General features: G+C 56.5%; 32 protein-coding genes. All 32 read left to right on the top strand.

Annotated elements, in window-relative coordinates:
• Nucleotides 1–17 precede the first annotated feature (17 nt).
• The 32 genes from rpsL (at nucleotide 18) to rpoA (ending at nucleotide 17,864) form a co-directional block, all read left to right on the top strand.
• A complete protein-coding gene (rpsL, locus tag JNO51_RS01415) occupies nucleotides 18–389 on the top strand; it encodes a 30S ribosomal protein S12 (RefSeq protein WP_215780509.1) in 372 nt (123 codons plus the stop codon).
• A 107-nt stretch (nucleotides 390–496) separates the two neighbouring features.
• On the top strand, nucleotides 497–967 hold the full coding sequence (gene rpsG, locus JNO51_RS01420; RefSeq protein WP_215780510.1) for a 30S ribosomal protein S7: 471 nt from the start codon (nucleotides 497–499) through the stop codon (nucleotides 965–967).
• A 27-nt stretch (nucleotides 968–994) separates the two neighbouring features.
• Complete coding sequence (gene fusA / locus JNO51_RS01425) at nucleotides 995–3,091, top strand: elongation factor G (protein ID WP_215780512.1); 2,097 nt, start codon at nucleotides 995–997, stop codon at nucleotides 3,089–3,091.
• A 69-nt stretch (nucleotides 3,092–3,160) separates the two neighbouring features.
• Nucleotides 3,161–4,351, top strand: coding sequence for an elongation factor Tu (gene tuf, locus JNO51_RS01430; RefSeq protein WP_215780495.1), 1,191 nt, complete (start codon nucleotides 3,161–3,163; stop codon nucleotides 4,349–4,351).
• A 13-nt stretch (nucleotides 4,352–4,364) separates the two neighbouring features.
• Nucleotides 4,365–4,676, top strand: coding sequence for a 30S ribosomal protein S10 (gene rpsJ, locus JNO51_RS01435; protein ID WP_133679779.1), 312 nt, complete (start codon nucleotides 4,365–4,367; stop codon nucleotides 4,674–4,676).
• A 143-nt stretch (nucleotides 4,677–4,819) separates the two neighbouring features.
• Entirely contained in the window at nucleotides 4,820–5,464 is a 645-nt protein-coding gene (rplC, locus tag JNO51_RS01440) for a 50S ribosomal protein L3 (protein WP_215780514.1), read from the top strand.
• A complete protein-coding gene (gene rplD / locus JNO51_RS01445; RefSeq protein WP_215782626.1) occupies nucleotides 5,464–6,084 on the top strand; it encodes a 50S ribosomal protein L4 in 621 nt (206 codons plus the stop codon). Before rplC ends, rplD begins: the two co-directional genes overlap by 1 nt.
• Nucleotides 6,075–6,383, top strand: coding sequence for a 50S ribosomal protein L23 (gene rplW / locus JNO51_RS01450; RefSeq protein WP_215780516.1), 309 nt, complete (start codon nucleotides 6,075–6,077; stop codon nucleotides 6,381–6,383). The genes rplD and rplW overlap by 10 nt, the downstream gene beginning before the upstream one ends.
• An 11-nt stretch (nucleotides 6,384–6,394) precedes the next feature.
• Complete coding sequence (rplB, locus tag JNO51_RS01455) at nucleotides 6,395–7,228, top strand: 50S ribosomal protein L2 (protein ID WP_215780518.1); 834 nt, start codon at nucleotides 6,395–6,397, stop codon at nucleotides 7,226–7,228.
• A 7-nt stretch (nucleotides 7,229–7,235) separates the two neighbouring features.
• Nucleotides 7,236–7,514 carry a 30S ribosomal protein S19 gene (gene rpsS / locus JNO51_RS01460; RefSeq protein WP_133679771.1) on the top strand — a complete coding sequence of 93 codons (279 nt, stop codon included), beginning with the start codon at nucleotides 7,236–7,238 and terminating at the stop codon, nucleotides 7,512–7,514.
• 9 nt (nucleotides 7,515–7,523) lie between these two features.
• On the top strand, nucleotides 7,524–7,853 hold the full coding sequence (gene rplV, locus JNO51_RS01465) for a 50S ribosomal protein L22 (protein ID WP_215780520.1): 330 nt from the start codon (nucleotides 7,524–7,526) through the stop codon (nucleotides 7,851–7,853).
• Between the two features lie 10 nt (nucleotides 7,854–7,863).
• Nucleotides 7,864–8,568: a 30S ribosomal protein S3 gene (gene rpsC, locus JNO51_RS01470; protein ID WP_215780522.1), complete on the top strand. Its 705-nt coding sequence runs from the start codon at nucleotides 7,864–7,866 to the stop codon at nucleotides 8,566–8,568.
• Nucleotides 8,552–8,968 (top strand): 50S ribosomal protein L16, encoded by a 417-nt coding sequence (rplP, locus tag JNO51_RS01475; RefSeq protein WP_133679765.1) that lies wholly within the window; start codon nucleotides 8,552–8,554, stop codon nucleotides 8,966–8,968. The genes rpsC and rplP overlap by 17 nt, the downstream gene beginning before the upstream one ends.
• On the top strand, nucleotides 8,968–9,156 hold the full coding sequence (gene rpmC, locus JNO51_RS01480) for a 50S ribosomal protein L29 (protein WP_133679763.1): 189 nt from the start codon (nucleotides 8,968–8,970) through the stop codon (nucleotides 9,154–9,156). The genes rplP and rpmC overlap by 1 nt, the downstream gene beginning before the upstream one ends.
• 1 nt (nucleotide 9,157) lies before the next feature.
• Nucleotides 9,158–9,421 (top strand): 30S ribosomal protein S17, encoded by a 264-nt coding sequence (rpsQ, locus tag JNO51_RS01485; RefSeq protein ID WP_215780525.1) that lies wholly within the window; start codon nucleotides 9,158–9,160, stop codon nucleotides 9,419–9,421.
• Between the two features lie 211 nt (nucleotides 9,422–9,632).
• Nucleotides 9,633–10,001, top strand: coding sequence for a 50S ribosomal protein L14 (gene rplN, locus JNO51_RS01490; RefSeq protein ID WP_215780528.1), 369 nt, complete (start codon nucleotides 9,633–9,635; stop codon nucleotides 9,999–10,001).
• Nucleotides 10,002–10,010: 9 nt separating this feature from the next.
• On the top strand, nucleotides 10,011–10,325 hold the full coding sequence (rplX, locus tag JNO51_RS01495; protein WP_215780530.1) for a 50S ribosomal protein L24: 315 nt from the start codon (nucleotides 10,011–10,013) through the stop codon (nucleotides 10,323–10,325).
• 9 nt (nucleotides 10,326–10,334) lie between these two features.
• A complete protein-coding gene (gene rplE, locus JNO51_RS01500; protein WP_215780533.1) occupies nucleotides 10,335–10,874 on the top strand; it encodes a 50S ribosomal protein L5 in 540 nt (179 codons plus the stop codon).
• Nucleotides 10,875–10,878: 4 nt separating this feature from the next.
• On the top strand, nucleotides 10,879–11,184 hold the full coding sequence (rpsN, locus tag JNO51_RS01505) for a 30S ribosomal protein S14 (RefSeq protein WP_215780535.1): 306 nt from the start codon (nucleotides 10,879–10,881) through the stop codon (nucleotides 11,182–11,184).
• A gap of 14 nt (nucleotides 11,185–11,198) precedes the next feature.
• Nucleotides 11,199–11,594 carry a 30S ribosomal protein S8 gene (gene rpsH, locus JNO51_RS01510; RefSeq protein WP_215780537.1) on the top strand — a complete coding sequence of 132 codons (396 nt, stop codon included), beginning with the start codon at nucleotides 11,199–11,201 and terminating at the stop codon, nucleotides 11,592–11,594.
• Nucleotides 11,595–11,605: 11 nt separating this feature from the next.
• A complete protein-coding gene (gene rplF / locus JNO51_RS01515; RefSeq protein ID WP_215780540.1) occupies nucleotides 11,606–12,139 on the top strand; it encodes a 50S ribosomal protein L6 in 534 nt (177 codons plus the stop codon).
• Between the two features lie 13 nt (nucleotides 12,140–12,152).
• The gene (rplR, locus tag JNO51_RS01520; protein WP_215780543.1) at nucleotides 12,153–12,506 is read left to right on the top strand and encodes a 50S ribosomal protein L18; all 354 of its coding nucleotides are present in this window, start codon (nucleotides 12,153–12,155) and stop codon (nucleotides 12,504–12,506) included.
• Between the two features lie 13 nt (nucleotides 12,507–12,519).
• On the top strand, nucleotides 12,520–13,038 hold the full coding sequence (rpsE, locus tag JNO51_RS01525) for a 30S ribosomal protein S5 (RefSeq protein ID WP_215780546.1): 519 nt from the start codon (nucleotides 12,520–12,522) through the stop codon (nucleotides 13,036–13,038).
• Nucleotides 13,031–13,216, top strand: a complete 186-nt coding sequence (gene rpmD / locus JNO51_RS01530) for a 50S ribosomal protein L30 (RefSeq protein ID WP_215780549.1) — start codon at nucleotides 13,031–13,033, stop codon at nucleotides 13,214–13,216. The genes rpsE and rpmD overlap by 8 nt, the downstream gene beginning before the upstream one ends.
• 2 nt (nucleotides 13,217–13,218) lie before the next feature.
• Nucleotides 13,219–13,653, top strand: a complete 435-nt coding sequence (rplO, locus tag JNO51_RS01535) for a 50S ribosomal protein L15 (protein ID WP_215780551.1) — start codon at nucleotides 13,219–13,221, stop codon at nucleotides 13,651–13,653.
• Nucleotides 13,654–13,664: 11 nt separating this feature from the next.
• Nucleotides 13,665–14,984 (top strand): preprotein translocase subunit SecY, encoded by a 1,320-nt coding sequence (gene secY, locus JNO51_RS01540; protein ID WP_215780554.1) that lies wholly within the window; start codon nucleotides 13,665–13,667, stop codon nucleotides 14,982–14,984.
• 23 nt (nucleotides 14,985–15,007) lie between these two features.
• Nucleotides 15,008–15,226 carry a translation initiation factor IF-1 gene (gene infA / locus JNO51_RS01545; protein ID WP_215780556.1) on the top strand — a complete coding sequence of 73 codons (219 nt, stop codon included), beginning with the start codon at nucleotides 15,008–15,010 and terminating at the stop codon, nucleotides 15,224–15,226.
• 33 nt (nucleotides 15,227–15,259) lie between these two features.
• Entirely contained in the window at nucleotides 15,260–15,373 is a 114-nt protein-coding gene (rpmJ, locus tag JNO51_RS01550) for a 50S ribosomal protein L36 (protein WP_011137711.1), read from the top strand.
• A 70-nt stretch (nucleotides 15,374–15,443) separates the two neighbouring features.
• Complete coding sequence (rpsM, locus tag JNO51_RS01555) at nucleotides 15,444–15,806, top strand: 30S ribosomal protein S13 (RefSeq protein ID WP_215780558.1); 363 nt, start codon at nucleotides 15,444–15,446, stop codon at nucleotides 15,804–15,806.
• Between the two features lie 17 nt (nucleotides 15,807–15,823).
• A complete protein-coding gene (gene rpsK, locus JNO51_RS01560; protein ID WP_008955659.1) occupies nucleotides 15,824–16,219 on the top strand; it encodes a 30S ribosomal protein S11 in 396 nt (131 codons plus the stop codon).
• A gap of 17 nt (nucleotides 16,220–16,236) precedes the next feature.
• Nucleotides 16,237–16,857, top strand: a complete 621-nt coding sequence (rpsD, locus tag JNO51_RS01565; protein WP_215780561.1) for a 30S ribosomal protein S4 — start codon at nucleotides 16,237–16,239, stop codon at nucleotides 16,855–16,857.
• A gap of 23 nt (nucleotides 16,858–16,880) precedes the next feature.
• A complete protein-coding gene (rpoA, locus tag JNO51_RS01570; RefSeq protein WP_215780563.1) occupies nucleotides 16,881–17,864 on the top strand; it encodes a DNA-directed RNA polymerase subunit alpha in 984 nt (327 codons plus the stop codon).
• Nucleotides 17,865–17,874 lie beyond the last annotated feature (10 nt).

Consider the following 17,874-nt stretch of genomic DNA (forward strand, 5'->3'; position numbering starts at 1 on the left):
ACTAGGAACTGAGAGTAATGCCAACCATCAACCAACTGGTCCGCAAGGGCCGTCTCGCCGAAAAGGCGAAGAGCAAGGTGCCTGCGCTGGAGGCCTGCCCGCAGAAGCGTGGCGTGTGCACCCGCGTATACACCACCACCCCGAAGAAGCCGAACTCGGCACTGCGTAAGGTGTGCAAGGTACGTCTGACCAACGGTTTCGAAGTGATTTCGTATATCGGCGGTGAAGGCCACAACCTGCAAGAGCACTCCGTGGTACTGATCCGCGGCGGTCGTGTTAAGGACTTGCCGGGTGTGCGTTACCACACCGTCCGTGGCTCCCTGGATACCGCAGGCGTCAAGGATCGTAAGCAGTCCCGTTCGAAGTACGGTGCCAAGCGTCCTAAGTAAGTCGCTGGCGGTAGCTGCAACGGCGGCCTTGTGTCGTCGAGTAAGTGGTCGCTCCAACATGGGCGCCATGAGCGCGAAGCTCAACTGAATAGATTGAAGGAATCGAAATGCCAAGACGCAGAGAAGTCCCGAAACGCGAGATCCTGCCGGATCCGAAGTTCGGTAGCCAGGACCTGTCCAAGTTCATGAACGTCGTCATGATTGACGGCAAGAAGTCTGTTGCAGAACGCATCATCTACGGTGCCCTGGAACAGATCGAGAAGAAGACCGGCAAAAACGCCCTGGAAGTGTTCAACACTGCCATCTCGAACGCCAAGCCGGTTGTCGAAGTAAAGAGCCGCCGTGTTGGTGGTGCCAACTATCAAGTTCCTGTTGAAGTACGCCCGTCCCGTCGTATGGCTCTGGCCATGCGCTGGCTGCGCGATGCTGCGCGCAAGCGTGGCGAGAAGTCCATGGACCTGCGTCTGGCAGGCGAGCTGCTGGATGCAGCCGAAGGCCGTGGCGGCGCAATGAAGAAGCGCGAAGAAGTACACCGCATGGCAGAAGCCAACAAGGCCTTCTCGCATTTCCGCTTCTAAATTCAACTAACCATAAAGGTTAAGGCCGTGGCTAGGAAAACCCCTATCGAGCGCTACCGTAACATTGGTATCAGCGCTCACATTGATGCCGGTAAGACCACTACTACCGAACGCATCCTGTATTACACCGGTGTGAACCACAAGATTGGTGAAGTTCACGACGGCGCTGCCACCATGGACTGGATGGAGCAGGAGCAGGAACGCGGTATTACCATTACTTCCGCTGCAACCACTACCTTCTGGAAGGGTATGGGGATGCAGTTCCCGGAACACCGCTTCAACATCATCGACACCCCCGGACACGTTGACTTCACCATCGAAGTTGAACGTTCCATGCGTGTCCTTGACGGCGCGGTAATGGTTTACTGCGCGGTGGGCGGCGTTCAGCCGCAATCCGAAACCGTATGGCGTCAGGCGAACAAGTACCACGTTCCGCGCATCGCCTTCGTGAACAAGATGGACCGTCAGGGTGCCAACTTCTTCCGTGCGGTTGAGCAAGTGAAGACCCGCCTGCGCGGCAATCCGGTGCCTATCGTTGTGCCTATCGGCGCAGAAGACGGCTTCACCGGTGTTGTCGACCTGCTGAAGATGAAGGCCATCATCTGGGATGAGGCCTCGCAAGGCATGAAGTTCGAATACGGTGAAATCCCGGCCGACCTGGTTGCCGTTGCCGAAGAGTGGCGCGAAAAGATGGTTGAGGCAGCTGCCGAAGCCGACGAAGACATGATGAACAAGTACCTGGAAGAGGGCACGCTCTCTGAAGAGGAAATCGTCAAGGGTCTGCGCGAACGTACTCTGAAGTGCGAAATCCAGCCGATGCTGTGTGGCTCCGCGTTCAAGAACAAGGGTGTGCAGCGCATGCTGGACGCCGTGATCGAGCTGCTGCCGTCGCCGACCGAAGTACCGGCGATCAAGGGCGAAACCGATGGCGTTGAAGCCGAACGTCACGCTTCGGACGACGAGCCGTTCTCGGCGCTGGCGTTCAAGCTGATGAACGACCCGTACGTCGGTCAGCTGACCTTCTTCCGCGTCTACTCGGGCGTGGTGAAGTCGGGCGACACCGTGCTGAACTCGGTCAAGGGCAAGAAGGAACGTATCGGCCGTATCGTGCAGATGCACGCCAACGACCGTAAGGAAATCGACGAAGTCCGCGCTGGCGACATCGCTGCTGCCATCGGCCTGAAGGAAGTCACCACCGGTGAAACCCTGTGTGCCGTTGACGCCGAGATCATCCTCGAGCGTATGGAGTTCCCGGATCCGGTGATTCACGTTGCCGTTGAGCCGAAGACCAAGGCTGACCAGGAAAAGATGGGCGTTGCCCTGAACCGCCTGGCCAAGGAAGACCCGTCGTTCCGCGTACGCACCGACGAAGAATCCGGCCAGACCATTATTTCCGGTATGGGTGAACTGCACCTGGAAATTCTGGTTGACCGCATGCGCCGTGAATTCGGCGTAGAAGCCAACGTCGGCGCACCGCAAGTGGCCTACCGTGAAACCATCACCAAGACCGTGACCGACGTGGAAGGCAAGCACGTCAAGCAGTCGGGTGGTAAGGGTCAGTACGGTCACGCCGTGATCACGCTGGAACCGTCGGGCGAAGGCAAGGGTTACCAGTTCATCGACGAAATCAAGGGTGGCGTGATTCCGCGCGAATTCATCCCGTCGGTGGACAAGGGTATCCAGAACACCCTCAACAACGGTATTCTCGCCGGCTTCCCGGTCGTCGATGTGACCGTTCGCCTGACCTTCGGTTCGTACCACGATGTCGACTCGTCGCAGATCGCCTTCGAACTGGCCGGCTCGCTGGCCTTCAAGGAAGCCATGCGTCGTGCCGGCCCGTGCATCCTCGAACCGATGATGGCTGTTGAAGTGGAAACCCCGGAAGAGTACATGGGCGACGTGATGGGTGACCTGAACCGTCGTCGCGGTATCGTTCAGGGCATGGATGATGATGGCATCGGCGGCAAGAAGATTCGTGCCGAAGTGCCGTTGGCTGAAATGTTCGGCTACTCGACCGACCTGCGTTCTGCTACCCAGGGTCGTGCTACCTACTCCATGGAGTTCAAGCACTACTCTGAAGCGCCGAAGCATGTTGCTGAAGCCGTCATGAACGCCAAGAAGTAATGCGCGCTGTGGCGGGGCCCTGGGCCCCGCCCTGATCTACTGTTCTTTATATTTAAGGATTTTGCAAAAATGGCAAAAGGCAAGTTTGAGCGGACGAAACCGCACGTAAACGTCGGCACCATCGGTCACGTTGACCATGGCAAGACCACCCTGACCGCAGCAATCACCACCATTCTGTCGAAGAAGTTCGGTGGCGAAGCCAAGGGTTACGACCAGATCGACAGCGCGCCGGAAGAAAAGGCACGTGGTATTACCATCAACACCGCTCACGTTGAGTACGAAACCGAGACCCGCCACTACGCACACGTAGACTGCCCGGGCCACGCCGACTACGTGAAGAACATGATTACCGGTGCTGCCCAGATGGACGGCGCGATCCTGGTTTGCTCGGCCGCTGACGGTCCGATGCCGCAAACCCGCGAACACATCCTGCTGGCTCGCCAGGTGGGTGTACCGTACATCATCGTTTACCTGAACAAGTGCGACATGGTAGACGACGAAGAGCTGCTGGAACTGGTTGAAATGGAAGTGCGCGATCTGCTGTCTTCCTACGACTTCCCGGGCGATGATCTGCCGATCATCAAGGGTTCGGCCCTGAAGGCGCTGGAAGGCGACCAGTCCGAAATCGGCGAACCGTCGATCTTCCGTCTGGCTGATGCTCTGGACAGCTACATCCCGACCCCGGAACGTGCCATCGACAAGCCGTTCCTGCTGCCGATCGAAGACGTGTTCTCGATCTCCGGCCGTGGTACCGTTGTGACCGGTCGTGTTGAGCGCGGTATCGTCAAGGTCGGCGAAGAAATCGAAATCGTTGGTATCAAGGCTACCGCCAAGACCACCTGCACCGGCGTGGAAATGTTCCGCAAGCTGCTGGATCAGGGTCAGGCTGGTGACAACGTCGGCGTTCTGCTGCGTGGTACCAAGCGTGAAGAAGTTGAGCGTGGTCAGGTTCTGGCCAAGCCGGGTTCCATCACCCCGCACACCGACTTCACCGCTGAAGTTTACGTTCTGTCGAAGGAAGAAGGCGGCCGTCACACCCCGTTCTTCGCCAACTACCGCCCGCAGTTCTACTTCCGTACCACGGACGTGACCGGTGCTGTATCGCTGGCTGAAGGCGTGGAAATGGTTATGCCTGGCGACAACGTCAGCATCACCGTTGCGCTGATCGCTCCGATCGCCATGGAAGAAGGTCTGCGCTTCGCTATCCGCGAAGGTGGCCGTACCGTTGGCGCCGGCGTTGTAGCCAAGATCATCAAGTAATCAGGAAGCTATCATGCAGAGCCAAAAGATCCGTATCCGCCTGAAAGCTTTCGATTACAACCTGATCGACCGTTCGGCTGAAGAAATCGTTGAAACCGCCAAGCGTACCGGCGCCGTTGTCAAGGGCCCGGTTCCGCTGCCGACCAAGATCGAGCGCTTCAACGTTCTGCGTTCGCCGCACGTGAACAAGACCTCGCGTGACCAGCTGGAAATCCGTACCCACCTGCGCCTGATGGACATCATCGACCCGACCGACAAGACTGTCGACGCGCTGATGAAGCTGGACCTGCCGGCCGGTGTGGATGTGGAAATCAAGTTGCAATAATCACGAATCCAGCCCGCGAGTACGCTAAGTGCTTGCGGTGCTTGAATTTTTGGTGATATAGTAGCGGACTCGTCATTTTGGCGAGTCCGCTATTGTTTTTGTAAGCCGGTCAATCGTAATCGGCCCTGCAAAAGGAAATAAACATGAGTTTAGGTCTTGTCGGTCGCAAAGTCGGCATGACCCGCATTTTTGCCGAAGATGGTGCTTCCATTCCGGTAACTGTGCTGGACATGTCCGCTAATCGCGTCACGCAAATCAAAACCCCCGAAGTGGATGGCTACAGCGCCATTCAAGTCACTTTCGGCGAGCGTCGCGCTAACCGCGTGAACAAGTCGGCAGCTGGTCACTTTGCCAAGGCAGGCGTTGAAGCCGGTCGTGGCGTGGGTGAATTCACGCTGACTGCTGAACAGCTGGCTGGCTACAAGGCTGGTGATTCCATTACCGTCGAGATCTTCTCCGAAGGTCAACTGGTTGATGTAACCGGTACCTCGAAGGGTAAGGGCTTCTCCGGTGCCATCAAGCGCCACAACTTCTCCTCCAACCGTGCCTCCCATGGTAACTCGCGCTCGCACAACTCGCCGGGTTCCATCGGTCAAGCGCAGGATCCGGGCCGCGTACTGCCGGGTAAGCGCATGGCTGGTCAATATGGCAACACCAAGAGCACCATGCAGTGCCTGGAAATTGTCCGTATTGACGTAGAGCGTCAGCTGCTGCTGGTCAAGGGTGCTGTACCCGGTGCCAAGAACGGCGACGTGGTCGTACGTCCTAGCGTGAAGGCGGGTGCATGATGGAATTGAAAGTAATCAATACCCAAGGTCAGGCTCAAGACAGCCTGCAAGCTTCCGAGTCCCTGTTCGGTCGTGAATACAACGAAGCACTGGTTCACCAGGTCGTGACTGCGTTCCTGGCAAATGCCCGTAGCGCCAACCGCGCTCAGCTGACCCGTGCCGAAGTGAAGCACACCACCCACAAGCCCTGGCGTCAAAAGGGTACCGGCCGTGCGCGTTCCGGTACGACTTCCTCGCCGGTATGGCGTGGTGGTGGCCGTGCATTCCCGAACAAGCCGGATGAAAACTTCAGCCAGAAGGTTAACCGCAAGATGTTCCGTGCCGGCATGGCCGCGATTCTGTCGCAGCTGGTCCGTGACGAGCGTCTGATCGTGGTTGACAGCCTGACGGTTGAATCGCCGAAGACCAAGGAATTCGTTGGCAAGGTGAAGTCCATGGGCCTGGAACACGCCCTGTTCATCACCAAGGAACTCGACGAAAACCTCTATCTCTCGTCTCGCAACCTGCCGAACGTGCTGGTGATCGAGGCTCAGCAAGCTGATCCGTACAGCCTGCTGCGCTTCAAGAAGATCGTGATCACCCGTGACGCCGTGAAGCAACTTGAGGAGCAATGGGCATGAATCAAGAACGTCTGATGCAAGTCATTCTTGCTCCGGTTGTTTCTGAAAAGAGCACCATGGTGTCCGAGAAGAACCAGCAAGTGGTATTCCGCGTTGCTGGCGATGCGACCAAGCCCGAAATCAAGGCTGCCGTTGAACTGCTGTTTAACGTCAAGGTTGAGGGTGTGTCCACCGTGAATGTCAAGGGCAAAGTCAAGCGCTTTGGCCGCATGACCGGTCGTCGCAAGGACTGGAAAAAGGCTTACGTTAGCCTCGTGCAAGGTCAGGAACTTGATCTGACCGGCGCAGCTGCTGAGTAAGGAGATAGAGCATGCCTATCCAAAAAGTAAAACCGACATCGGCAGGCCGTCGCGCAGTCGTCAAGGTGGTTCACCCTGACCTGCACAAGGGCGCCCCGCTGGCTTCGCTGGTCGAAAAGAAGAACTCGACCGGTGGCCGTAACAACAACGGCCATATCACGACCCGTCACAAGGGTGGTGGTCACAAGCAACACTATCGTATCGTTGACTTCCGTCGCGAAAAGGATGGTATTCCGGCCAAGGTGGAACGTATCGAATACGATCCGAACCGTACCGCGCATATCGCCCTGCTGTGCTATGTCGATGGCGAACGCCGTTACATCATCGCTCCGCGTGGTGTGAAGGTTGGTGCCGAGCTGCTGTCGGGCGCAGAAGCCCCGATCAAGGCCGGCAACGCGCTGCCGATCCGCAATATCCCGGTGGGTACCACGATTCACTGCGTGGAACTGCAACCTGGCCGTGGCGCGCAAATGGCGCGTTCCGCTGGTTCCTCCGCCATGCTGCTCGCACGTGAAGGCGTTTACGCCCAGCTGCGTCTGCGTTCCGGTGAAATCCGCAAGGTCCATGTTGATTGCCGCGCGACCGTTGGCGAAGTTGGTAACGAAGAGCACAACCTGCGCAAGATCGGCAAGGCCGGCGCGAACCGCTGGCGCGGTATCCGTCCGACCGTCCGTGGTGTGGTCATGAACCCGATCGATCACCCGCACGGTGGTGGTGAAGGTAAGACCGGCGAAGGTCGTGTACCGGTTAGCCCATGGGGCACGCCGACCAAGGGTTACCGTACTCGTCGCAACAAGCGTACCGACAACATGATCGTACGCCGCCGCTATTCCACTAAAGGGTAATTGACATATGGCACGTTCGCAAAAAAAGGGCCCGTTTGTTGATCTTCACCTTCTGAAGAAGGTGGACGCGGCGCGTGCGACCAGTGACAAGCGTCCGATTAAGACTTGGTCTCGCCGTTCGACCATTCTGCCGGACTTCATTGGTCTGACCATCGCTGTGCACAACGGTCGTACCCACGTCCCGGTCTATGTTTCTGAAAACATGGTCGGCCACAAACTGGGCGAATTCTCGCTGACTCGTACCTTCAAAGGCCACGCGGCCGATAAGAAGGCGAAGAAGAAGTAAGGTGAAGCGATGAGAGTATCTGCATATCTGAAGAGCGTTCGCCTGTCGGCACAGAAGGGCCGTCTGGTGGCTGACCTCGTTCGCGGCAAGTCCGTCGAAGAGGCGCTGAACATTTTGACCTTCTGCCCCAAGAAGGGCGCCGGTCTGGTCAAGAAGCTGCTGGAGTCGGCAATCGCCAACGCTGAGCACAACGAAGGTGCTGACATCGACACCCTGAAGGTGGAGACCATCTACGTTGACAAGGGCCCGAGCCTGAAGCGTTTCACGGCACGTGCTAAAGGTCGTGGCAACAAGATCGAAAAGCAGACTTGCCACATCATGTTGACCGTGGGCAATTAAGGGGTAAGAAATGGGTCAGAAGATTCATCCGACGGGATTCCGTCTTGCCGTCACCAAAAACTGGTCTTCGAAGTGGTTTGCCAACAGCGCCAATTTCCCTGGCATGCTGAAGCAAGACATCGAAGTCCGTGAGTTCCTGAAGAAGCGCCTGGCGCACGCTTCGGTTGGTCGCGTGACCATCGAGCGTCCGGCCAAGTCCGCCCGTATCACCATTCACAGCGCCCGTCCGGGTGTCGTGATTGGCAAGAAGGGTGAGGACATCGAAGTTCTGAAGGCTGAACTGCAAAAGCGTCTGGGCGTTCCGGTGCATGTGAACATTGAAGAAGTTCGCAAGCCGGAACTGGATGCACAAATCATTGCCGATGGTATCGCCTCGCAGCTGGAAAAGCGCGTGATGTTCCGTCGCGCCATGAAGCGTTCCATGCAAAATGCAATGCGCATGGGCGCCCTGGGCATCAAGATCATGAGCTCCGGCCGTCTGAATGGTATCGATATCGCTCGTAGCGAATGGTACCGTGAAGGCCGCGTTCCGCTGCACACCCTGCGTGCCGATGTTGAGTACGCTACCTCTGAAGCCAAGACCACTTACGGCATCATTGGTATCAAGGTGTGGATCTACAAGGGTGAGCTGAAGCCGGGCCAAGTACAGGCCGCTGCTCCTGCTGCTCCTGAAAAGAAAGTGAGAAAGGGCGCTCGCAATGCTGCAGCCAACTAGACTCAAGTACCGTAAACAGCAAAAAGGCCGCAACACCGGTATCGCCACCCGTGGCAACAAGGTGAGCTTTGGTGATTTTGGTCTGAAGGCGCTGGGCCGTGGTCGTCTGACTGCACGTCAGATCGAAGCCGCCCGTCGTGCGATGACCCGTCACATTAAGCGTGGTGGCCGCATCTGGATTCGTATTTTCCCGGACAAGCCGATTACCTCCAAGCCTGCAGAAGTACGTATGGGTAATGGTAAGGGTAGCCCGGAATACTACGTTGCGGAAATTCAGCCTGGCAAGATGCTGTACGAAATGGATGGTGTTTCCGAGGAACTCGCTCGCGAAGCTTTCCGTCTGGCCGCAGCCAAGTTGCCGATCCCGACTGTATTTGTAATTAGACAGGTAGGTCAGTAATGAAAGCGTCCGAACTGAGAGCGAAAAGCGTGGACGAGCTGAAGGCCGAACTGCTGAGCCTTCTGAAGGCCCAGTTTGCGCTGCGCATGCAGCACGCCACCCAGCAGCTCGCCAAGAACAGTGAACTGAAGAAAGTGCGCCGCGATGTAGCTCGTGTACGCACCATTCTGAAAGAGAAGGCTGCTTAAGATGAGCGAAACCAAAGTGGTACGTACGCTGACCGGCAAGGTGGTCAGCGACAAGATGGACAAGACCGTAACCGTTCTGGTCGAGCGCAAGGTTAAGCACCCGATCTACGGCAAGATTGTCCGTCTTTCCAAAAAGTTCCATGCACACGATGAGAACAACGAGTTCAAGGCCGGCGATATCGTAGTCATCAGCGAGTCCCGTCCCCTCTCGAAGACCAAGTCGTGGGTGGTAACTGCACTGGTCGAGAAATCTCGTCAAGTGTAAAAAGCTTGCAGAGGGGGTAACTCCTCTGTACAATGGCCGTTTTCCTGCCACCGTTTTGGCAGGACTCTGCCCTTACGGGGTCCAAAACTGGCCGTTTGATACGCCGCAGAGTCATCTGCGGCGTTTCGTCTGTGATCGTGGTCTGGCGGCAATAGGCTGCGTAATCACGGATGAAAGTGACGGGATAAGTTGGATAGAAAGGTAATCATAAATGATCCAAATGCAGACCATTCTTGAGGTCGCAGACAACACTGGTGCGCGCTCTGTTATGTGCATCAAAGTGTTGGGCGGCTCCAAGCGTCGCTACGCAGCAGTTGGCGACATCATCAAGGTGAGCATCAAGGATGCCGCTCCGCGCGGACGCGTCAAGAAAGGCGATGTATACAACGCTGTCGTTGTACGCACTGCCAAGGGTGTGCGTCGTGCCGATGGCTCGTTGATCAAATTCGACGGCAATGCGGCTGTGTTGCTCAACACCAAGCTTGAGCCGATCGGCACTCGCATCTTCGGGCCGGTAACGCGTGAACTGCGTACCGAACGCTTCATGAAGATCGTTTCGCTGGCTCCTGAAGTGCTGTAAGGAGAACACATGCGCAAAATTCGCAAGGGTGATGAAGTCGTAGTAATCACCGGCAAAGACAAAGGCAAGCGTGGTACCGTGTTGCGCGTCCTGGACGAAAAGCTCGTCGTAGAAGGCGTTAACGTTGCCAAGAAGCATCAAAAGCCGAACCCGATCCGTGGGATCGCCGGCGGTATTGTCGAAAAGACCATGCCGATCGCCGTGTCCAACGTGGCTATTTTCAATCCGGCTAGCCAAAAGGCTGACCGCGTAGGCTTCAAGGTTCTTGAAGACGGCCGCAAGGTACGCGTGTTCAAGTCTTCCGGCGAAGTCATCGGGGCGTAAGGAGTCAACATGGCACGTCTCTACGATTTCTACAAAGACACCGTAGTGCCGGATCTGATGAAACAGTTCGGCTACAAGTCGGTTATGGAAGTTCCGCGCATCGAGAAGATCACCCTGAACATGGGTGTCGGTGAAGCGGTAGCCGACAAGAAGGTGATGGAACACGCTGTGGGCGATATGGAAAAGCTGGCTGGCCAAAAGCCGGTCGTGACCACCGCTCGCAAATCGATCGCAGGCTTCAAGATCCGTGATCATTATCCGATCGGCTGCAAGGTTACCCTGCGCCGCGAACGGATGTACGAGTTCTTCGACCGCCTGGTTACCATCGCGCTGCCGCGCGTACGCGACTTCCGTGGTGTTTCCGCCAAGTCTTTCGACGGCCGCGGCAACTTCAACATGGGTGTGCGCGAGCAAATCATCTTCCCGGAAATCGAGTACGACAAGATTGATGCTTTGCGCGGTATGAACATCACCATTACCACTACGGCGAAAACTGACGAAGAGGCCCGCGCACTGCTGGCAGCTTTCAAGTTCCCGTTCAAGGGTTAAGCACATGGCGACACAAGCACTGATTAACCGTGAAGAGAAGCGCGCAAAGCTGGCTGCCAAGTTTGCTGCCAAGCGCGAAGCGCTCCTCGCCATCATCAACAACCAGAGCCTCTCGGAAGAAGAGCGTTTCGCAGCCCGTCTGAAACTTCAGCAACTGCCGCGTAACGCCAGCCCGGTACGCCAGCGTCGTCGCTGCGCCATCACCGGTCGTCCGCGTGGCGTGTTCCGCAAATTCGGTCTCGGTCGTAGCAAACTGCGTGAAATCGCCCTCAAAGGCGAAATCCCGGGTGTTACGAAGGCCAGCTGGTAATAGGAGACACATAAATGAGCATGCATGATCCTATTTCCGATATGCTGACCCGCATTCGCAACGCACAGCGCGCCGCCAAGGTCGCCGTTGCGATGCCGTCTTCCAAGTTGAAGATTGCACTTGCGCAGGTCCTGAAAGAAGAGGGCTACATCGAAGACTTCGCCGTCGCCGGCGAAGCCAAGAAGCCTGTCCTCGATATCCAGCTCAAGTACTATGCTGGCCGTCCGGTGATCGAGCGCATCGAGCGCGTATCCCGTCCTGGCCTGCGTGTGTACAAGGGCACCACTGAAATTCCGAAGGTCATGAATGGCCTGGGCGTAGCTATCCTGTCCACCTCCAAGGGTGTGATGACCGATCGCAAGGCACGTGCTGCCGGCATCGGTGGTGAGCTGCTCTGCATCGTGGCGTAAGGGAGGGTGTAATGTCTCGCGTAGCTAAGAATCCTGTAGCGATCCCGGCCGGCGTTGAAGTCAAGTTCAACGCAACCGAGGTGAGCGTTAAGGGCTCCCTTGGCACCCTCAGCACCCCGCTGTGCACTGAGGTGGATGTCAAGCTGGACAACGGTCAGCTGACGTTCGCAGCCAAGAATGACAGCAAGTTCGCTCGTGCCATGTCTGGCACGCTGCGTGCGCTCCTCAACAACATGGTCCAAGGTGTAAGCAAGGGCTTCGAAAAGAAGCTGACCCTGGTCGGCGTGGGCTATCGTGCCCAGGCTCAGGGTGACGTGCTCAACCTTTCTCTGGGCTTCTCCCACCCGGTAGCGCACAAGATGCCTGCTGGCGTGAAGGTGGAAACGCCCTCTCAGACCGAGATCATCATCAAGGGCGCCGACAAGCAGCAAGTCGGCCAGGTAGCCGCTGAAGTCCGCGCGTACCGTTCTCCGGAACCGTACAAGGGCAAGGGCGTTCGCTACGCTGATGAGGTCGTGGTTCTGAAAGAGACCAAGAAGAAGTAACTGAGGCCCTGATATGGACAAGAAACAAGCTCGACTCCGCCGCGCACGTAAAACCCGTGCACGGATTGCGGAGCTCAAGATGGTGCGACTCACCGTATTCCGCACCAACTGCCACATTTACGCTCAGATCATTGACGAGACCGGCAGCAAGGTACTTGCAAGCGCTTCCACCCTGGAAGCCGAAGTACGCGCCGACATCGCCAATGGTGGCAACGTGAACGCAGCAGCCATGGTTGGCAAGCGAATTGCCGAAAAAGCCAAGGCTGCCGGCATCCAAACCGTGTCTTTCGATCGCTCGGGCTTCAAGTACCACGGTCGTATCAAGGCACTGGCTGACGCTGCCCGCGAACACGGTCTGGTATTCTAATTCGGAGTGAAGAATGGCTAAGCACGAAATGGAAGATCGTGGCGACGGTCTGGTCGAAAAAATGATCAGCGTCAACCGCGTCACCAAAGTGGTGAAGGGCGGTCGCATTATGGCTTTCTCCGCTCTCACCGTGGTTGGTGATGGCGACGGCGGCATCGGTATGGGCAAAGGTCGCTCGAAGGAAGTGCCGGTCGCTGTGCAGAAGGCAATGGAACAAGCTCGCCGCAATCTGGTAAAGATTCCGCTGAAGAACGGTACCCTGCACCACGCCGTACACGGCAAGCACGGTGCTACCACCGTTCTGATGCAGCCCGCCAAGGATGGTACCGGTGTCAAGGCCGGTGGTCCGATGCGCGCAATCTTTGAAGCCATGGGCGTTCGCAACGTATCCGCCAAGATCCAGGGTTCGACCAACCCGTACAACGTGGTTCGCGCCACGCTGGACGGCTTGAACAAGATTTGCGTTCCGGCGCAAATCGCGGCCAAGCGTGGTCTGACCGTGGAAGAAATTCTGGGGGTAGATCATGAGTAACACCAAGACTGTCAAGGTGACTCTGGTTAAGAGCCTGATCGGCCGCCTGGAGTCTCACAAGGCTTGCGCTCGCGGTCTGGGTCTGAAGAAGATTCGCCAGACTGTCGAAGTGATCGATACGCCTGAGAACCGTGGCATGATCAACAAGATCAGCTATCTGCTGAAATTCGAGGGCTAAGCATGGAACTGAATACCATTAAACCTGGTGCCGGTGCCAAGCATGCCAAGCGTCGCGTCGGCCGTGGTATCGGCAGCGGCCTGGGCAAGACTGGTGGCCGTGGCCACAAGGGTCAAAAGAGCCGTGCGGGCGGTTTCCACAAGGTAGGCTTCGAAGGCGGTCAAATGCCGCTGCAACGTCGTCTGCCGAAGCGTGGCTTCAAGTCCCTGACGGCTGGCAAAATGGCTGAAGTTCGTTTGTCCGAACTGAACCTGCTGCCGGTTGACGAAATCGATCTGCTCGCCCTCAAGCAAGCTGGTCTGGTAAGCGCCCTGGCGATCTCCGCCAAGGTGATCCTGTCCGGTAAGGTTGAGCGTGCTGTCAAGCTGCGTGGTCTGGCCGCTACGGCCGGTGCCCGCGCCGCAATTGAGGCAGCTGGCGGCAGTATTGTTGAATAAGGCACACGTACGTGGCGAATACTTCGATAGTGGCAAAAGCCAATAAGTTTGGTGATCTGAAGAGCCGGATCTGGTTCCTGATCGGGGCGTTGATCGTTTTCCGCATCGGCGCACACATTCCGGTTCCCGGGATCAATCCGGCTGAGCTAGCGAAGTTGTTCCGCACGTCGCAGACAGGGCTCCTCGACATGTTCAACATGTTCTCGGGGGGCGCCCTGTCCCGATTTACGGTTTTTGCCCTTGGCATCATGCCGTACATCTCTGCCTCGATCATTCTGCAACTTGCGGCTGAGGTTATCCCCAGCCTCAAGGAGCTGAAGAAAGAGGGCGATGCGGGACGTCGCAAGGTAACCCAGTACACACGTTACGCGACTGTAGTGTTGGCCTCGTTCCAGAGTTTCGGCATTGCGGTTATGCTTTATAAGCAGCCCAATCTGGTGGTAACTGCCCAATGGGAGTTTTACCTGACCACCGTGGTCACCCTGGTGACCGGCACCATGTTCCTGATGTGGCTTGGTGAGCAGATTACCGAGCGGGGTATCGGCAACGGTATCTCCTTGATCATCTGCGCCGGTATTGCCTCCGGTGTTCCCGCGGCGATCGGTAAGACCCTGACTCTGACCAGTCAGGGTTCGCTGCCTCTTCTGTTTGCCGTCGTGCTGTTTGCCGGCGTTCTGCTTGTTACCTATCTGGTGGTCTTCGTCGAACGAGGCCAACGCAAGGTACTGGTGAACTACGCCAAGCGCCAGGTCGGTAATCGCGTCATGCAGGGTCAGAGCACGCATTTGCCGCTCAAGCTCAACATGGCAGGGGTGATTCCGCCGATTTTCGCTTCTAGCATCATCCTGTTCCCGGCCACCGCACTCGGCTGGTTCGGTAATACGGATGGTCTGGGCTGGATGAAGAGTGTTGCCGACAAGCTGCACCCTGGGCAACCGATCTACGTCCTGCTGTACTCAGCGGCCATTATCTTCTTCTGCTATTTCTACACGGCGTTGATGTTTAACCCGAAAGAAACCGCAGACAACCTGAAGAAAAGTGGCGCGTTCATCCCGGGCTATCGTCCAGGTGAGCAGACCTCTCGTTACATCGAGAAGATCACGCTGCGTCTGACGCTTATCGGTGCGATCTATATCACGTTGGTTTGCTTGTTGCCTGAATTTCTGGTCTTGAAGTGGAACGCTCCGTTCTACTTCGGTGGCACATCGCTGTTGATTATTGTTGTCGTCACGATGGACTTTATGGCGCAGGTTCAATCCTACGTATTGTCTCACCAGTATGAGAGCTTGCTGAAGAAGGCTAACTTCAAAGGCAATGCGCTCACCCGCTGATAAACGAGTTGACACTGGGTTCTATGGCTAAGGAAGACACCATCCAGATGCAAGGCGAGGTCCTTGAAAATTTGCCTAATGCAACTTTCAGGGTCCAGCTTGAGAATGGACACATAGTGCACGGTCATATTTCCGGGAAGATGCGGATGCACTACATCCGTATTCTTCCAGGGGATAAGGTTACGGTCGAATTGACGCCCTATGACCTGACCCGTGCCCGAATCGTGTTCCGTGCGAAATGACGCACTCGCTCTTTTAGATTGAAAGGAACTGAAATGCGAGTACAGCCTTCGGTAAAGAAAATTTGCCGTAACTGCAAAATTATCCGCCGCAATCGCGTAGTTCGAGTGATCTGCACGGATCCCCGTCACAAGCAAAAGCAAGGCTAATATTTGTTAGTCTTGCGATTGCGTGTTACAATCGCAACCTTTTCAAGGTCTTAAGGCTTAAGGAAAGAGAATGGCCCGTATTGCAGGGGTAAATATCCCCAATCATGCACATGCCGTTATCGGCCTGCAGGCAATCTACGGCATCGGTCAAACCCGCGCCCAGCAAATTTGCGTTGCTGCCGGCGTGGCGACCTCGACGAAAGTCAAGGATCTGACCGAAGCCGAAATGGAAGCTCTGCGTGTAGAAGTAGCGAAGTTTGTCACTGAAGGTGACCTGCGCCGCGAAGTCACGATGAGCATCAAGCGACTGATGGACATGGGCTGCTACCGCGGCATGCGTCATCGTCGTGGTTTGCCCTGCCGTGGCCAACGCACTCGTACCAATGCTCGTACCCGCAAGGGTCCGCGCAAGGCGATTGCCGGCAAGAAGTAACTTAAGGAACACAGATAATGGCTAAAGCAAACACAGCTGTCCGTGTACGTAAAAAAGTGCGCAAGAGCGTGAGCGAAGGTATCGTGCATGTGCACGCTTCGTTCAACAACACCATCATCACTATCACCGACCGTCAAGGCAATGCACTGTCTTGGGCTACCTCTGGCGGCGCTGGTTTTAAGGGCTCGCGCAAGAGTACACCCTTTGCTGCTCAGGTAGCAGCGGAGCACGCTGGTAAAGTTGCCCAAGAATATGGTGTGAAGAACCTCGAAGTTCGGATCAAGGGCCCGGGACCGGGTCGCGAGTCCGCTGTTCGTGCTCTCAACGCGCTTGGTTTCAAGATTACCAGCATCTCCGACGTGACGCCGGTGCCGCACAACGGCTGCCGTCCGCCCAAGAAACGTCGTATTTAATTCGGAGAGTGTGAGACATGGCACGTTATATCGGCCCGAAATGTAAGCTCGCGCGCCGCGAAGGCACCGACCTCTTCCTGAAGAGCGCGCGTCGCGCACTTGATTCCAAGTGCAAACTGGACAGCGTACCTGGCCAACATGGCGCCCGCAAAGGCCGCCTGTCGGATTACGGCGTACAGCTGCGTGAAAAACAAAAGATTCGCCGCATTTACGGCGTTCTTGAGCGTCAGTTCCGCAACTACTTCGCGGAAGCTGTTCGTCGCAAGGGCTCCACTGGCGAAAACCTGCTGAAACTGCTCGAGTCCCGTCTCGACAACGTTGTATATCGCATGGGCTTTGGCTCCACTCGCGCGGAATCGCGCCAGCTGGTCAGCCACAAGGCCATCGTGGTAAACGGTCAGGTTGTGAATATTCCGTCTTTCCAGGTCAAATCTGGCGACGTGGTAGCTGTTCGTGAAAAAGCCAAGAAGCAGGTTCGCGTAGCCGAAGCCCTGTCCCTGGCTGAACAAAGCGGCTTCCCCTCCTGGGTATCTGTTGATTCGAAGAAGATGGAAGGCGTTTACAAGAGCGCTCCGGAACGTTCCGAACTGTCTAGCGATATCAACGAACAGCTCGTTGTGGAATTCTACTCCAAGTAATCGCTAGCTCTTAGGGAATGACTATGCAAAACAGCGCTTCGGAATTTCTGAAACCTCGAATCATCGACGTCCAACCGATTTCGGCTACGCATGCACGTGTGTCGATGGAGCCGTTCGAGCGTGGCTATGCCCATACTCTGGGCAATTCGCTGCGTCGCATTCTGCTGTCGTCGATGCCGGGTTACGCTCCGACCGAAGTGACCATCGCTGGCGTTCTGCATGAGTACTCGGCCCTCGACGGTGTCCGCGAAGATGTCGTTGACATCCTGCTGAACCTCAAGGGCGTCGTACTCAAGCTGCATGGTCGCGACAGCGTCGTACTTACCCTTCGTAAAGAAGGTGAAGGCGCTGTTTTGGCTGGCGATATCGAATTGCCGCACGACGTTGAAGTGATCAATCCGGACCACGTGATTTGTCACCTCGCTGCCGGCGGCAAGATCGAGCTCGAAGTGAAGATCGAAAAGGGTCGTGGCTATCAGCCCGTCTCTGCTCGCTCCAGTCATGATGACAACCGCTCCATCGGTACCATCCAGATGGACGCTTCCTTCTCGCCGGTTCGCCGCGTGAGCTATGCAGTGGAAAGCGCCCGTGTGGAACAGCGTACCGACCTCGACCGCCTGGTTCTCGATATCGAGACCAATGGGGTTGTCGAGCCGGAGCAGGCAGTGCGTAGCGCTGCCCGCATCCTGATTGACCAGCTGTCGATCTTTGCTGATCTCCAGGGCACTGCGGTTGAAGAAGTCGTTGAGAAGGCGCCGCCGATCGATCCGATCTTGCTGCGTCCGGTCGACGATCTTGAACTCACGGTTCGTTCTGCAAACTGCCTGAAGGCCGAGAACATCTATTACATCGGTGACCTGATCCAGCGTACTGAGACTGAATTGCTCAAGACGCCGAATCTGGGCCGTAAATCTCTTAACGAGATCAAGGAAGTTCTTGCCTCCAAGGGCCTCACTCTCGGCATGAAGCTGGAGAACTGGCCTCCGGCAGGGCTGGAAAAGCCGTAAGGTTTGAGAC

Source organism: Paludibacterium sp. B53371 (assembly GCF_018802765.1).
In the GTDB taxonomy this organism is placed as follows: domain Bacteria; phylum Pseudomonadota; class Gammaproteobacteria; order Burkholderiales; family Chromobacteriaceae; genus Paludibacterium.

Coding starts and splice junctions, on each gene's coding strand:
- rplC (WP_215780514.1), top strand. CDS start 4,820: ATGAGTTTAGGTCTTGTCGGTCGCAAAGTCGGCATGACCCGCATTTTT.
- rplX (WP_215780530.1), top strand. CDS start 10,011: ATGCGCAAAATTCGCAAGGGTGATGAAGTCGTAGTAATCACCGGCAAA.
- rpsK (WP_008955659.1), top strand. CDS start 15,824: ATGGCTAAAGCAAACACAGCTGTCCGTGTACGTAAAAAAGTGCGCAAG.
- rpsJ (WP_133679779.1), top strand. CDS start 4,365: ATGCAGAGCCAAAAGATCCGTATCCGCCTGAAAGCTTTCGATTACAAC.
- infA (WP_215780556.1), top strand. CDS start 15,008: ATGGCTAAGGAAGACACCATCCAGATGCAAGGCGAGGTCCTTGAAAAT.
- rplO (WP_215780551.1), top strand. CDS start 13,219: ATGGAACTGAATACCATTAAACCTGGTGCCGGTGCCAAGCATGCCAAG.
- rpsD (WP_215780561.1), top strand. CDS start 16,237: ATGGCACGTTATATCGGCCCGAAATGTAAGCTCGCGCGCCGCGAAGGC.
- tuf (WP_215780495.1), top strand. CDS start 3,161: ATGGCAAAAGGCAAGTTTGAGCGGACGAAACCGCACGTAAACGTCGGC.
- rpsC (WP_215780522.1), top strand. CDS start 7,864: ATGGGTCAGAAGATTCATCCGACGGGATTCCGTCTTGCCGTCACCAAA.
- rplR (WP_215780543.1), top strand. CDS start 12,153: ATGGACAAGAAACAAGCTCGACTCCGCCGCGCACGTAAAACCCGTGCA.
- rpoA (WP_215780563.1), top strand. CDS start 16,881: ATGCAAAACAGCGCTTCGGAATTTCTGAAACCTCGAATCATCGACGTC.
- rplF (WP_215780540.1), top strand. CDS start 11,606: ATGTCTCGCGTAGCTAAGAATCCTGTAGCGATCCCGGCCGGCGTTGAA.
- rpmC (WP_133679763.1), top strand. CDS start 8,968: ATGAAAGCGTCCGAACTGAGAGCGAAAAGCGTGGACGAGCTGAAGGCC.
- rpsL (WP_215780509.1), top strand. CDS start 18: ATGCCAACCATCAACCAACTGGTCCGCAAGGGCCGTCTCGCCGAAAAG.
- rpmJ (WP_011137711.1), top strand. CDS start 15,260: ATGCGAGTACAGCCTTCGGTAAAGAAAATTTGCCGTAACTGCAAAATT.
- rpmD (WP_215780549.1), top strand. CDS start 13,031: ATGAGTAACACCAAGACTGTCAAGGTGACTCTGGTTAAGAGCCTGATC.
- rpsE (WP_215780546.1), top strand. CDS start 12,520: ATGGCTAAGCACGAAATGGAAGATCGTGGCGACGGTCTGGTCGAAAAA.
- rplE (WP_215780533.1), top strand. CDS start 10,335: ATGGCACGTCTCTACGATTTCTACAAAGACACCGTAGTGCCGGATCTG.
- rpsN (WP_215780535.1), top strand. CDS start 10,879: ATGGCGACACAAGCACTGATTAACCGTGAAGAGAAGCGCGCAAAGCTG.
- rpsM (WP_215780558.1), top strand. CDS start 15,444: ATGGCCCGTATTGCAGGGGTAAATATCCCCAATCATGCACATGCCGTT.
- rplB (WP_215780518.1), top strand. CDS start 6,395: ATGCCTATCCAAAAAGTAAAACCGACATCGGCAGGCCGTCGCGCAGTC.
- rplD (WP_215782626.1), top strand. CDS start 5,464: ATGGAATTGAAAGTAATCAATACCCAAGGTCAGGCTCAAGACAGCCTG.
- rplW (WP_215780516.1), top strand. CDS start 6,075: ATGGGCATGAATCAAGAACGTCTGATGCAAGTCATTCTTGCTCCGGTT.
- rpsG (WP_215780510.1), top strand. CDS start 497: ATGCCAAGACGCAGAGAAGTCCCGAAACGCGAGATCCTGCCGGATCCG.
- rplP (WP_133679765.1), top strand. CDS start 8,552: ATGCTGCAGCCAACTAGACTCAAGTACCGTAAACAGCAAAAAGGCCGC.
- rpsS (WP_133679771.1), top strand. CDS start 7,236: ATGGCACGTTCGCAAAAAAAGGGCCCGTTTGTTGATCTTCACCTTCTG.
- rpsH (WP_215780537.1), top strand. CDS start 11,199: ATGAGCATGCATGATCCTATTTCCGATATGCTGACCCGCATTCGCAAC.
- rplN (WP_215780528.1), top strand. CDS start 9,633: ATGATCCAAATGCAGACCATTCTTGAGGTCGCAGACAACACTGGTGCG.
- rpsQ (WP_215780525.1), top strand. CDS start 9,158: ATGAGCGAAACCAAAGTGGTACGTACGCTGACCGGCAAGGTGGTCAGC.
- rplV (WP_215780520.1), top strand. CDS start 7,524: ATGAGAGTATCTGCATATCTGAAGAGCGTTCGCCTGTCGGCACAGAAG.